This is a genomic window from Nitratireductor sp. WH36-1 (assembly GCF_058725515.1).
Window position 1 is genome coordinate 1,603,201 of sequence record NZ_CM178970.1, and the last position, 12,451, is coordinate 1,615,651.

The window sequence follows — 12,451 nt, forward strand, 5'->3', positions numbered from 1 at the left end:
CGACAAGCTCACCATGAGGGATGGGATTGGCTGCACAACTGTTGAGCAAGGGCGTGGAACCGGTCTGCACCGCGAAGCTCCACCTCCCTCATGGTGAGCTTGTCGAACCACGCACAACGTCAATGCAACAGTATCTCGTCTACTGCGGCAGTTCCACAATCGCCTGCACGGCATAACCCCGAAAAGACGAGTCGAAACGCAGGCTTGCGCCCCGTTTCTCGCATTCCGATTCCAGCGCTTCACGCAGTGAATCACGCGGTGTCACGTGGAAGGCCGCAAGCCAGCGGCGCAATCCTGCGCGAAACCAGCCGGGCAGCCGTTCCTGCCGGCCGAAATCCACGATGTGCAGCGACCCGCCCGGCGCAACGCAGTCGAGGCCTGCTGCAATGGTCTCGCGCCATGGCGGGATCATCGACAGCGAATAGGAAATGAAGACCCGGTCGAACCGGGCCTGCCCGAACAGCGCCTCGGCATCGAAAGACGATGCATCGGCTTTGGCCAGTCGGGCGTCGATCCCCTCACGCTCCATGCGCCTTCTTGCGGTGGCGAGCATCTCCTGCGAAATATCGAGGCCGAAAAGACGCGCTTTCGGATAATGATCCGAAACGAGCGCCAGATTGCGCCCCGTTCCGCAGCCCAGCTCCAGCACCGCGCCGCCTTCCGGCGCGTTCAGCCCGCCGATCAGCCCGTCACGCCCAAGCAGATAATATTTGCGCGTCAGGTCGTAGATATGGCGCTGGCGGCGATAGACGCCGTCCATCAGACTGGCGTGCCCGGCGGTCTGCGGTATGGCCATTCTCAGGCCGCTTTCACATAGAGGTGGAACCCGCCATAGATCGCCGAGCGGTCATTGGCCGAGAGTTCGCGCGAGCGGAGCTTCTCATAGCGCCACTGGTTCAGAATGTGGTCGTTCACGCGGCCCGGCAGCAGGCTCGGCGCTGCCGCGGTGCGGAAGATGACGCGCGCGCCGGGCGCTGCCGTGCGGGTGATCTCGCTCCACAGTGCGTTGAGCTGATCGTCGTTCATCCAGTCCTGCGCGTCGAGCAGCACATAGCGGTCCACGCTCTGCGCGGGCTTGTTGCCCAGCACATCCATCAGGTTCGCGTGATGCACCGTCACATTGTCTGCCGCAGCGCGGATCGTGTCGAAGTTCCTGCGCTCCAGATAGGCGGGCAGGGTGGCTTCGCCCTGAGCGGGGTAATGGCGGGCGAAGGCCTGCCAGGCGAAATAGTTTTCCTTCAGCGGAAAATGGCAGGCGAGCTTCTCAAGCCGGCTCGACAGAACATCCGCCATGGTGCCGTCACCCGCCGTGATCAGCGAGTCATACTGCGCCGGCGGAATGCCGAGGCCAAAAAGCGATGCCTTGCGCGAGGTCGCCCAGCGCACGAGCCCGCGGTCGAACAGCGGGCGTAACTGCTCATCGAAGAAGATGCGCTGATCGCGAAGCGAGCGCGATTTCATGATGTCCGCCGGGTTCACGCCATAGAACTTTGCGACCGTGTGGCCGGTGGCGATGAAGAAGCCGAGCAGGCCCTTGCGGTAGAAATTGCGCGTGAAGGCGTCGATGCGCTTGCGGCCGAGCGGCCCGCGGCTTTCCCAGTGCCGGCGCGACTGGGCGTCGAGCGCTGGCGCGATGAAGCGGCGATAGGCTTCGCTGTTGCTGCGCTGGTTGGTTGCGCCGAAGAAGCGCAGCAGGTCGCCATGGGCGGGCAGCGCCTTGAAGGCGGTGAGCTTCAGCCGGTTGAGCGCCACATGCGCGGCGTTCAGGTCCACGGCGTCGATCTTCGCTGGCTGGCGGGTGAGATAGGCCAGCACATTGCAGCCGCCCGACGCGATGGTGACGATGCGGTGGCTCTCATCGAGTTCCATCGCCGCAATGTCCACGTCCGGGTCTTCCCAGATCTGCGGATAGACGAGGCCCGAAAAAAGAAGGGCGAAGAGGCGTTCGGAAAGGCCTGCGCGCGTGGTGGCCCTGTTCTGATAGACCGCCTTGCCGAGATGGCGGCGGGTGGAAAGGCCGGTGCCGGCTGAAAGATCTGTCATGGGTCTCTCCCCTCAATCTTGTCTTGAGGGGCTACTGCGCTTCCATGACGCGCGCGTGAAACCTGAATGACCGAGTGTGACGGGGCTGTTAAAGGCGGGGTGCAGGTTTAGCCCCGAGCGCCGCCCGTTCGGCAGCGCCTGGCCCCGGACCGGGGGCTTCAATGACAATGCGGGCGGAGAAGCATGCTCCCCCGCCCGCAATCCTGATTGCTTTAAGCCTTGCCGAAACCGCCGGCGGTGGGCGTGGTCACGATCACCGCTTCGCCGGACTGGATCACTGTCTGGTCACAGCCCTTGAGCGTTTCGACATGACCGTCCTTGCGGCGCACCTCGGTCTTGCCCATTTCGCCATCGCCACCGCCCTCAACGCCGCGTGGCGGCTGGGTGCGGTGGGAGGAGAGAATGGCGCATTCCATGGTCTTCAGGAAGCGGATGGTGCGGCGCGTGCCGTCGCCCGCATTCCACTTGCCCTTGCCGCCCGAGCCTTCGCGGATATGGAAGTCCTCAAGCAGAACCGGGAAGCGCAGTTCGAGGATTTCCGGGTCCGTCAGGCGCGAATTGGTCATGTGGACATGAACGCCGGACGCGCCATCGAAGCCGCGACCGTCATTCATGCGACCGGCCGGCGAGCCGGAGCAGATGGTCTCGTAATACTGATACTCTTCATTACCGAAGGTCAGATTGTTCATCGTGCCCTGGCTGTTGGCGATGGCCTTCATCGCGCCGAACAGCGCATTGGTGACGTGCTGGGACGTCTCCACATTGCCGGCCACGACCGCTGCCGGATAGGAGGGGCGCAGCATGCAGTCTTCCGGGATCACGATGTTGATCGGCCGCAGACAGCCCGCATTCATCGGGATCTGCCCTTCCACCATCACGCGGAAGGCATAGAGCACCGCTGCGCGGGTCACCGGTTCGGGCGCGTTGAAATTGTTCTTCTGAACATTCGACGTGCCGGTGAAGTCGACGGTCGCCTCGCGCTTCTCGCGGTCGACGGTGATCTTCACCTTGATCACCTGGCCCGTGTCGGTCGGATATTCATATTCCGAGGCGTCCGGCAGGCGTTCGAGCACACGGCGCACGGCCTCCGCCGCATTGTCCTGCACATGGCCCATATAGGCCTGCACCACGTCCAGACCGAACTGGTCGATCATCTTGCGCAGTTCCGCCACGCCCTTTTCGTTGGCGGCGATCTGCGCCTTCAGATCGGCGATGTTCTGGTGCGGGTTGCGCGCCGGATAGGCGTGGTCGGTGAGAAGCGTGTGCAGCTCCTTTTCGCGGAACTTGCCGCCTTCGACGAGGCGGAAATTGTCGAACAGAACGCCTTCTTCATCCACCGTGGTCGCCAGCGGCGTCATGGAGCCGGGTGCTGTGCCGCCGACATCGGCATGGTGGCCGCGCGAGGCGGTGTAGAACAGAATGTTCTCGCCGTGATCGTCAAACACGGGCGTGACCACCGTGATGTCGGGCAGATGCGTGCCGCCATTGTAAGGCGCGTTCAGCGCGAACACGTCGCCGGGGCGGATATTGCCCTTGTTCAGCCGGATGACGGTTTCCACCGAGCGGTCCATGGAGCCCAGATGCACCGGCATGTGCGGGGCATTGGCCACCAGCGCGCCATTCTGGTCGAACACCGCGCAGGAGAAGTCGAGCCGCTCCTTGATGTTCACCGAATAGGCGGTGTTCTGCAGCGTCACGCCCATCTGTTCGGCGATCGACATGAACAGGTTGTTGAAGACCTCCAGCATCACCGGATCGGCTTTGGTACCGAGTGCGGCCATGCGGGCCTTCTTTTCCACGCGGCGCATCAGAATGTGGTCGAGCGCGGTGATCTCGGCCTGCCAGCCGGGCTCCACGACAACCGTCTGGTTGGCCTCGATGATGAGGGCAGGGCCGTTGACCCTGGCGCCGCGCGACAGCGTCTCGCGGCGGTAGATGCCGGCGTCGTGCCATGCGCCGTCGCAGAAGATTGCGCGCGTTTCGCCGGGGGCGGGCGTGGCGTCGCTGGTTGCCTGCTCCTGCTCAACCGGACGGCCGTCGCCCGCGTCCAGTCCCTCGACGCTGACGGCTTCCACCACCATTGGCTTGTCGTCATAGACGAAGCCGAACTGCGCCCTGTGCGCCGCCTCGAAGGCGGCCCTGGCGGTCTCAAGCGTGCCGTCGAAGGCGATGGGCAGCGTCGTGTCAGTGCCCTCGTAGCGGATTTCCAGCTTGGTTGCCCACATCACCTTGTCGCCGGTGATGCCCTGATCTGCCAGCTCCGCGCGCACTTCTTCGCGCAGCGACGCCGAAAGCGCGTCGATGGCGTCCAGAGAGCTTTCCGCAAAGGGCTTCAAAAGCGCCTGCTGGCGCGAGGCGAACACGGTCGCAAGCCCGATGCCATAGGCCGACAGCAGGCCCGACATCGGATGGATCAGCACCGCTTCCATGCCCAGCGCGTCGGCCACGAGGCAGGCATGCTGGCCGCCCGCGCCGCCAAAACAGTTCAAGAGATAGCCGGTCACGTCATAGCCGCGCTGCACGGAGATCTTCTTCACCGCATTGGCCATGTTTTCCACGGCAATGGTGATGAAGCCTTCCGCCACGGCTTCCGCGGGACGTCCGTCGCCGATCTGCTCGGCCAGTTCGGTGAAGCGGGCGCGCACGGCGTCCACATCGAGCGGCTCGTTCTGCTCGGGGCCGAAAATGGCCGGGAAGAAATCCGGCTGCAGCTTGCCCAGCATCACATTCGCATCGGTCACGGCCAGCGGCCCGCCACGGCGATAGCATGCGGGGCCGGGGTTTGCGCCGGCCGAATCCGGACCCGCCTTAAGGCGGTTGTCTTCATAATGCAGGATCGAACCGCCGCCGGCGGCCACGGTGTGAATGCGCATCATCGGCGCGCGGATGCGCACGCCCGCCACTTCCGTGTCGAAGGCGCGTTCATATTCGCCGTCATAATGGGCTACATCCGTCGAGGTGCCGCCCATGTCGAAGCCGATCACCTTGTCGAAGCCGGCAAGCCGCGCCGTCTCCACCATGCCGACCACGCCGCCGGCAGGGCCGGAAAGGATCGCGTCCTTGCCCTGGAACTTGTCGGCCGCCGTCAGGCCGCCCGACGACATCATGAATTTGAGGCCCGGGCCTTCGCCGTTCTCGTTGACGCCCAGTTCCGCCGCCACGCGGCTCACATAGCGCGACAGGATCGGCGACAGATAGGCATCCACCACCGTGGTGTCGCCACGACCCACCAGCTTGATCAGCGGCGAGGTCTCGTGGCTGACCGAAACCTGCGAAAAACCGGAATCGCGGCAAAGGCTTGCCGCCGCTTTCTCATGCTCGGGATATCTCCACGCATGCATGAAGACGATGGCGACCGCATCGATGCCGTCTGCCTTGGCCGCCTCGATCTCGCCCTTCACGGCGTCGAGGTCGAGTTCCGTTTCCACCGTGCCGTCGACACGGCGGCGCTCCGGCACCTCGATCACGCGCTCATAGAGCTGTTCGGGCAGGATGATTTCCTTGGCGAAGATGTCGGGCCGCGCCTGGTAGGCGATCTTGAGCGCGTCGCGGAACCCCTTGGTGATGACCAGCGCCACGCGGTCGCCCTTGCGCTCCAGAAGCGCATTGGTTGCCACGGTCGTGCCCATCTTCACGTCGCCGATCAGATGCGAAGGCATGGTTTCACCGGCCTTGACGCCGAGGTGATCGCGAATGCCCTGAATACCGGCATCGGCATAGGCTTCCGGATTTTCAGAAAGCAGCTTGCGGGCGAAAAGCCCGCCATCCGGATCGCGGCCGATCACATCGGTAAACGTGCCGCCGCGGTCGATCCAAAAATCCCATTTGCCAGCTGTCATCGTCGGTTCCTTCGCATTATCCTTGGCAAAAGGAGAAACATGTCTCGGATAAAACGTCAATAATTTATTGACATATTATCTGAGTGTGCGACGCTCCTTCCATTGCAACGAAAGAAGGTGAGGGAACGCCTCCGTTGCCTCATACAAATGGGAGATTGACGATGCATCATTCCGTGAAATTCGCTGTGGCCGCAGCCGCTCTCGGCTTTGCCACCTCTGCTTCCGCGCAGACCAAGTGGGACATGCCGGTGCCCTATGGCGACACCAATTTCCACACGCAGAACATCGCCCAGTTCGCTGAGGATGTGAAAACCGCCACCGATGGCGGTCTGGAGATCACCGTTCATTCCAACGGCTCGCTGTTCAAGCATCCCGACATCAAGAACGCCGTGCGTCAGGGCCTTGCTCAGATCGGCGAGGTTCTGGGATCGCGTCTTTCCAATGAAGACCCGATCTATGAAGTGGATTCGATCCCCTTCCTGGCGACCAGCTATGATGACGCGAAGAAGCTCTATGGCGCGTCGAAGGACCAGCTTGCCGCAAAGCTTCAGGAGCAGGGGCTTCAGCTTCTCTTCTCCGTGCCGTGGCCGCCGCAGGGCATCTACACCCAGAAGGAAATCTCTTCGGTCGACGACCTCAAGGGCCTCAAGATGCGCGCCTACAATGCCGCCACCGAGCGTCTGGCGCAGCTCGCCGGCTCGCTGCCGACCCAGGTAGAGGTGCCGGACCTGCCGACCGCCTTCGCCACCGGCCGCGTCGAGGCCATGGTCACGTCGCCCTCCACCGGCGCAAACTCCAAGGTCTGGGACTTCCTCTCCCATTATTCCGACGCGCAGGCCTGGCTCCCGCGCAACATGGTCTTCGTCAACAAGGCCGCGTTCGATGCGCTGCCGGAAGATCAGCAGGCAGCGGTGCTTGAGGCTGCGGCCACCGCCGAGACGCGCGGCTGGGAAGCCTCCGTCAAGGAGACGGAAGACAAGACCCAGATCCTCAAGGACAATGGCATCACCGTCACTGCGCCGAGCGCCGGGCTCAAGGAAGGGCTTGCCGCAATCGGTGCGGAAATGTCCGCCGAATGGGCCGAAAAGGCTGGCGACGAAGGCAAGGCCGTCCTCGACGCTTACAGGAACTGACCGCTTTGACTGACCCTGCGGGCGGCTGGATGTCCGGCCGCCCGCAGACCGGTCGCCATGTGCGACCAGAATGAGACCGTCGAGCGGAGACGACGACAATGAGAAAAATACTGAACGGGCTTTATGGCGCGGCCGAGTGGCTGGCCATGGCTGCCCTCTGCGCGATTGCAGTTCTGGTGTTCGCCCAGGTCATGGGGCGCGTGGTGGACACCCTGCTTGGGCTTTTCGGCCTGCCTCCTTACGGGTTTCTCGTGCCGTCGCTGGCCGAGATCGCGGGCTTCCTGCTGGTCGGCGCGTCTTTCATGGCGCTTGCCGGCTCCCTGCGCGGCGGTGCGCAGATCCGTGTGACGCTGGGTCTTGCCGCCATGCCCGAGGGCATGCGCCGGGTGGCCGAGGTGTTCGTGCTTCTGGTCGGCGCGGCGCTGGCCAGCTTCTTCTTCTATTATGCAGCGAAGCTCGCCCTCGACAGTCACCGCTTCAACGAATTGTCTTACGGCATCATTGCCATCCCGCTCTGGATACCGCAGGCGGTCATGGCGCTCGGGATCGGCATCTTCGCCGTTGCGCTGCTGGATGACCTGTTCGCCGCGCTCACGGGCCGGTCTCCATCCTATCTCGCCACCGAAGACGGCGCAGCGGAGGAAGTGTGATGGACCTTCTGACCATTTCCCTCACGCTCGGCGGGCTGATGCTCGTCCTGCTTGCCGCCGGCCTCTGGGTCGCTCTGGCGCTCATGGTGGCCGGCCTTACCGCCATCTATCTCATGGTTCCGGTGCCGCCCGGCGCGGTGATGGCCACCACCGTATGGGGTTCCATCAATTCGTGGGACCTGGCTGCTCTTCCCATGTTCATCTGGATGGGGGAGATCCTGTTCCGCACGCGGCTGGCCGAAGACATGTTCGCCGGTCTTGCGCCGTGGATGCGGCGTCTGCCGGGCCGGCTCCTGCACGTCAACATTCTGGGCTGCGCCATCTTTGCCGCCGTGTCCGGCTCGTCTGCCGCCACCACGGCCACCATCGGCCGCATGTCTCTGCCCGAACTCAGAAAGCGTGGCTATGACGAGCGCATGGCCATCGGCTCGCTTGCCGGTTCCGGCACGCTCGGCCTGCTCATCCCGCCATCGATCATTCTGATCGTCTACGGTGCGGCCACCGAGCAGTCCATCGCCCGTCTTTTCATCGCCGGCGTCATTCCCGGCATCATGCTGGCGGCGCTCTTCATGGGCTACACGGCCGTTTGGTCGATGATCAATCACAAGCGCATGCCCGAGGCCGATCCGCGCATTCCCTATCTTCAGCGCATCTGGCAGACGCGCCGCCTGTTCCCGATCCTGGCGCTCATCATCGGTGTCATCGGTTCGATCTATGGCGGCTTTGCTTCGCCCACCGAGGCCGCCGTTGTCGGTGTGGTCCTCTCACTGGCCCTGTCATGGTTCACCGGCACGTTAAGCCGCTCGACCTTTTTCGCTGCGCTGCGCAACGCCTCGCGCACTTCCTGCATGATCGTGCTCATCCTCGCCGGTGCGTCCGTTCTGACCGTGGCCATGGGCTATACGGGCATTCCCCGTGCGCTGGCGCAGTTCATCGCCGAGCAGGGCTACTCGCCCTATGCGCTTCTGGCTGTGCTGACCCTTTTCTTCGTCGTGCTGGGCTGTTTTCTCGACGGTATTTCCATCGTCGTGCTCACCGCATCGGTCATTCTGCCCATGGTCGAGGCTGCGGGGCTCGACATCATCTGGTTCGGCATCTATCTCGTGCTCGTGGTCGAGATGAGTCAGATCACGCCGCCGGTCGGCTTCAACCTGTTCGTCATTCAGGGGCTCACCGGTCACAACATTCTCAAGGTCGCCGGCATGACCCTGCCGTTCTTCCTCATGATGATCGTCGCCGTTGCGTTGGTCGTCCTGTTCCCGCAACTGGCGCTATGGCTGCCGCAAACCATGCTCGCGAGGTAATGATGTCGAACGCCGAACGGAAAGTCGGACCGGTCGTCTCCGCAGCCCATCTGGCCGCTGGCGCCATGCCGGCGCTGTCGGAGATCGAGTTTGCGATGACCGTGATGAGCCATTCCTTCGAGCGCTGGATGGTGCGCTGCATGGCGGCGGCGGGGGTTCCTGGTCTGCAGCCCACCGCCGTGCAGATCCTGCACGCCGTCAATCACAGGAACCGGGAGAAGACGCTTTCGGAACTGTGCATGATGTTCAACATCGAAGACGTTCACGTCGCGTCCTACGCCATCAAGAAGCTGGCCGCGCTAGGTCTGGTCAAGACCGGGCGCAGGGGCAAGGAGAAGACGGTGAAGGCGACTGCGGAAGGGGCTGCCGCCTGCGAGCGCTATCACGAGGTTCGTGAAGCGCTGCTCGTTTCGAGCACCAAGCGCCTCAAACTCGATGAGGAAGCGCTTTCCGGCATCGCCGCGGTAATGCACGCCCTGTCCGGGCAATATGATCAGGCCGCGCGCAGCGCCACCAGTCTTTAGGGGCCTGACCCTGGCCCGTAAGCCTGCGGGCAGGGCGCATGGCGCGTCCGCGATCCCGCATCGTTACGGCCCGTCACTCAACGTTACGAAACTCCGTGCGGTCTGGCGCATTTCCTCGCTGTGGGCGCGCGGCGACGCGCCCGGAAGATGTGCTTTGTATGGAGAGTGGATATGAAAAAGTTTCTAGCTGCAACCGTTTCGGGGCTGGCTCTTCTCGGACTTGCCGCCTGCAGTGAGGGCGACAACACGACCACCCAGAGCATCGAGCCCGAGCAGCAGGATACGACCCCGATGGATGCGCCCGCTGCTGCGCCGGAAGCGCCTGACACGATGCAGGATCAGGGCACGACCAGCCAGTAAGGTCCAGTAAGGTGACGCACCGTCTGGCATCGAGCTGATGCCGGCGGGCGTTGACGCTCATGAATGAGACCGGGTGAGCCGTGCGGCTTGTCCGGTTTCTTCATGCGCCAATCTGCGTCTCGAAATCGTCAGCAATTGCGGTTACAAAACCGCATGACTTTTTGGGATCGCATTACAGACTTTATTACGCGCGCACCCGGCAGCGCGCTTTCGGCGATGGTCGAGGCCATTCGCACCGTTTTCGAAGGCGATCCGCAGCTGCGCCGGCGCGTCGCCTTCTCCGTCGCCATCATTGCCCTGTCTGCAAAGATGGCCAAGGCCGATGGCGTCGTGACGCCCGACGAGGTGCAGGCGTTTCACGAGATTTTCTCCGTTCCGCGCAATGAGCAGGCCAATGTTTCGCGTCTTTATGGCCTGGCGCAGCAGGATGTGGCCGGCTTCGAGGCCTATGCCCGTCAGATGTCCGGACTCTGCGGCTCCGGTGACACCAATTGCGCCATGCTTGAGGATATCCTTGATGCGCTGTTCCACATCGCCAAGGCCGATGGTGTGATCCATGAGCGCGAGCGTGACTTCCTTCAGCGGGTCGCCGAGATCTTCGATATCCGCGAAGACCATTTCGAGCAGATCCTCTCGCGCCATGCGCTTCAGGGCGAGGGCAATCCCTACATGGTTCTTGGCGTCGAGCAGGATGCCCCGTTTGACGAGATCAAGCGCCGCTACCGCAGGCTCGTTGCCGAAAACCATCCTGATCGCATGATCGCACGTGGCGTTCCCGAAGAATTCCTCGCTATCGCCAACACGCGGCTCGCTTCCATCAATGCCGCCTATGAGAGCATCGAGAAAGCGCAGGTTCGCGCGTGAGCGCGGTTGACCGCGCCCTCATGATGTTCGAGCCTGATTTCGCAGGCGCCGAAGTGTGTCCCTCTCCGAATTTCGGAGAGCGGCGTGGCTGGCTTCTGCCCGACATGCTCATCCTGCATTACACCGGCATGGAAACGGGCCAGGGCGCACAGGACTGGCTGTGCGCGCCCGAAAGCGAGGTCTCCAGCCATTATCTCGTTCACGAGGATGGCCGGATCGTGCAGATGGTGCGCGAGGCAGACCGCGCCTGGCATGCCGGGCGCAGCTCATGGCAGGGCTGCGAAGACATCAATTCCTGCTCCATCGGCATCGAAATCGCCAATGCGGGACACTCGCAGGGGCTGCCTGATTTCCCCGATATCCAGATCGAAGCCGTCCTGAAACTGGGCAAAGATATCTGCCGGCGTCACAAAATCGGGCCAAAACGGGTCCTCGGACACTCCGATATTGCGCCCGGCCGCAAGGTTGACCCCGGCGAAAACTTCCCCTGGGAGCGTCTCGCAAAGGGCGGTCTTGGCACTTTTGTCGCAGTTCCGCCCATTTCGGGCGGCCATTCCCTGGGCGCTGGAGACGCGGGGCCGGCGGTGCAGGCTCTCCAGAGATTACTCTCCGGTTATGGGTATGGAATCGCCCAAACAGGCATTTTCGACCGTGACACGGAGGTTTCCGTAAGGGAATTTCAAAGGCATTTCAGACCGTTAGAGATAAATGGGATTGCCGATGTCTGGACATGCGCAATTTTGCAAAAACTAATGTATGATTAACCTGTGATTGATTCTTCTCCCTGACGATCACTCACTCCCAAGACTGGCGCAAAATTTCATCAGTTCATATTATTTGAATTGAAGCGCCTTTTTTGTTTCTCCTTCCCCTGCAAAACAGCGACCCGTGTTGAGGCCGAGGGACCACGTCCCGGCCTCGTGGAAAACAAAACCTGCCGCGCCCTGATGCAGCGGCACAGAATTACGGGTCGAAATGAAAATCACTACCTTATTCGCGGCAGCGCTTGCTGTCTGCGCCGCAACGTCTTTGTCTCACGCTGACGAGCCCCGCTACAGCCAGGTCATTGCCACGCATTCTGCAAAGAAGGCTGCAGAGAAGAAGGTTGATACGGGCAAGGAGCCGACCACGCTCCTTCAGGCAATCATTCGCGGCGGAAAAGGTTCCAGTGCGACTGACGTGGACATGACGACCACCGGTTCCATCAAGGCCGACAAGAAGACCGTCAAGAAGGCCCTGCAGGCGAAGTCCCGCAAGTCCACGAAAACGGCCAAGGCTTCCAAGTCCCGGAAGAAGACCACCGTCAAGACGTCGGTCCGCAAGAGCGGTTCGGGCGGTTCCTACCACACCATCATTTCCAAATACGCGGCTGCCTACGGTGTGCCGGTCTCGCTCGCCAACGCCGTTGTGCGCGTTGAAAGCAACTACCGCGCCAATGCCCGCGGTGCGGCAGGTGAAATCGGCCTGATGCAGATCAAGCCGGCAACCGCGCGCATGATGGGTTACAGCGGTTCCTCCAAGGGCCTCTACAACCCCGAGACCAACATCAAATACGGCATGAAATATCTCGCCAAGGCGCACAAGCTCGGCGGCGGTTCCACCTGCGGCACGATCCTCAAATACAATGCCGGTCACGGCGCAAAGCGCATGAACCCGATCTCCTCGCGCTACTGCTCCAAGGTGAAGCAGATCCTGGGGCATTAATTCTCGGGCTGTGAAGCGGAAACCTGCTTT

At 62.4% G+C, this 12,451-nt stretch carries 11 protein-coding genes; 8 read left to right on the forward strand and 3 right to left on the reverse strand.

Annotated features, from left to right (window positions below; genetic code table 11):
* Window positions 1-139: 139 nt before the first annotated feature.
* The 3 genes from AC4PTT_RS07660 to AC4PTT_RS07670 form a co-directional block, all read right to left on the reverse strand.
* Window positions 140-796: a class I SAM-dependent methyltransferase gene (locus tag AC4PTT_RS07660; RefSeq protein ID WP_492162431.1), complete on the reverse strand. Its 657-nt coding sequence runs from the start codon at window positions 794-796 to the stop codon at window positions 140-142.
* Between the two features lie 2 nt (window positions 797-798).
* The gene (locus AC4PTT_RS07665) at window positions 799-2,043 is read right to left on the reverse strand and encodes a BtaA family protein (RefSeq protein WP_206543903.1); all 1,245 of its coding nucleotides are present in this window, start codon (window positions 2,041-2,043) and stop codon (window positions 799-801) included.
* Between the two features lie 212 nt (window positions 2,044-2,255).
* A complete protein-coding gene (locus tag AC4PTT_RS07670) occupies window positions 2,256-5,882 on the reverse strand; it encodes a hydantoinase B/oxoprolinase family protein (protein ID WP_492162432.1) in 3,627 nt (1,208 codons plus the stop codon).
* 161 nt (window positions 5,883-6,043) lie between these two features.
* On the opposite strand from AC4PTT_RS07670, the gene AC4PTT_RS07675 reads away from it, so the two are divergent.
* From AC4PTT_RS07675 to AC4PTT_RS07710, 8 genes are all read left to right on the forward strand, one after another.
* On the forward strand, window positions 6,044-7,015 hold the full coding sequence (locus AC4PTT_RS07675) for a TRAP transporter substrate-binding protein (protein ID WP_113155660.1): 972 nt from the start codon (window positions 6,044-6,046) through the stop codon (window positions 7,013-7,015).
* Between the two features lie 98 nt (window positions 7,016-7,113).
* Window positions 7,114-7,665 (forward strand): TRAP transporter small permease, encoded by a 552-nt coding sequence (locus AC4PTT_RS07680; RefSeq protein WP_475081528.1) that lies wholly within the window; start codon window positions 7,114-7,116, stop codon window positions 7,663-7,665.
* Complete coding sequence (locus AC4PTT_RS07685) at window positions 7,665-8,969, forward strand: TRAP transporter large permease (protein ID WP_206548145.1); 1,305 nt, start codon at window positions 7,665-7,667, stop codon at window positions 8,967-8,969. Before AC4PTT_RS07680 ends, AC4PTT_RS07685 begins: the two co-directional genes overlap by 1 nt.
* A gap of 2 nt (window positions 8,970-8,971) precedes the next feature.
* The gene (locus AC4PTT_RS07690; protein WP_222474093.1) at window positions 8,972-9,493 is read left to right on the forward strand and encodes a winged helix DNA-binding protein; all 522 of its coding nucleotides are present in this window, start codon (window positions 8,972-8,974) and stop codon (window positions 9,491-9,493) included.
* A gap of 171 nt (window positions 9,494-9,664) precedes the next feature.
* Entirely contained in the window at window positions 9,665-9,853 is a 189-nt protein-coding gene (locus tag AC4PTT_RS07695) for a hypothetical protein (protein ID WP_113155656.1), read from the forward strand.
* A 153-nt stretch (window positions 9,854-10,006) separates the two neighbouring features.
* Complete coding sequence (locus tag AC4PTT_RS07700; protein ID WP_113155655.1) at window positions 10,007-10,717, forward strand: J domain-containing protein; 711 nt, start codon at window positions 10,007-10,009, stop codon at window positions 10,715-10,717.
* A gap of 20 nt (window positions 10,718-10,737) precedes the next feature.
* Entirely contained in the window at window positions 10,738-11,481 is a 744-nt protein-coding gene (locus AC4PTT_RS07705) for an N-acetylmuramoyl-L-alanine amidase (RefSeq protein WP_492162596.1), read from the forward strand.
* A 211-nt stretch (window positions 11,482-11,692) separates the two neighbouring features.
* On the forward strand, window positions 11,693-12,421 hold the full coding sequence (locus tag AC4PTT_RS07710) for a lytic transglycosylase domain-containing protein (protein ID WP_206543897.1): 729 nt from the start codon (window positions 11,693-11,695) through the stop codon (window positions 12,419-12,421).
* Window positions 12,422-12,451: the final 30 nt, after the last annotated feature.

Coding starts and splice junctions, on each gene's coding strand:
- AC4PTT_RS07660 (WP_492162431.1), bottom strand. CDS start 796: ATGGCCATACCGCAGACCGCCGGGCACGCCAGTCTGATGGACGGCGTC.
- AC4PTT_RS07665 (WP_206543903.1), bottom strand. CDS start 2,043: ATGACAGATCTTTCAGCCGGCACCGGCCTTTCCACCCGCCGCCATCTC.
- AC4PTT_RS07670 (WP_492162432.1), bottom strand. CDS start 5,882: ATGACAGCTGGCAAATGGGATTTTTGGATCGACCGCGGCGGCACGTTT.
- AC4PTT_RS07675 (WP_113155660.1), top strand. CDS start 6,044: ATGCATCATTCCGTGAAATTCGCTGTGGCCGCAGCCGCTCTCGGCTTT.
- AC4PTT_RS07680 (WP_475081528.1), top strand. CDS start 7,114: ATGAGAAAAATACTGAACGGGCTTTATGGCGCGGCCGAGTGGCTGGCC.
- AC4PTT_RS07685 (WP_206548145.1), top strand. CDS start 7,665: ATGGACCTTCTGACCATTTCCCTCACGCTCGGCGGGCTGATGCTCGTC.
- AC4PTT_RS07690 (WP_222474093.1), top strand. CDS start 8,972: ATGTCGAACGCCGAACGGAAAGTCGGACCGGTCGTCTCCGCAGCCCAT.
- AC4PTT_RS07695 (WP_113155656.1), top strand. CDS start 9,665: ATGAAAAAGTTTCTAGCTGCAACCGTTTCGGGGCTGGCTCTTCTCGGA.
- AC4PTT_RS07700 (WP_113155655.1), top strand. CDS start 10,007: ATGACTTTTTGGGATCGCATTACAGACTTTATTACGCGCGCACCCGGC.
- AC4PTT_RS07705 (WP_492162596.1), top strand. CDS start 10,738: ATGATGTTCGAGCCTGATTTCGCAGGCGCCGAAGTGTGTCCCTCTCCG.
- AC4PTT_RS07710 (WP_206543897.1), top strand. CDS start 11,693: ATGAAAATCACTACCTTATTCGCGGCAGCGCTTGCTGTCTGCGCCGCA.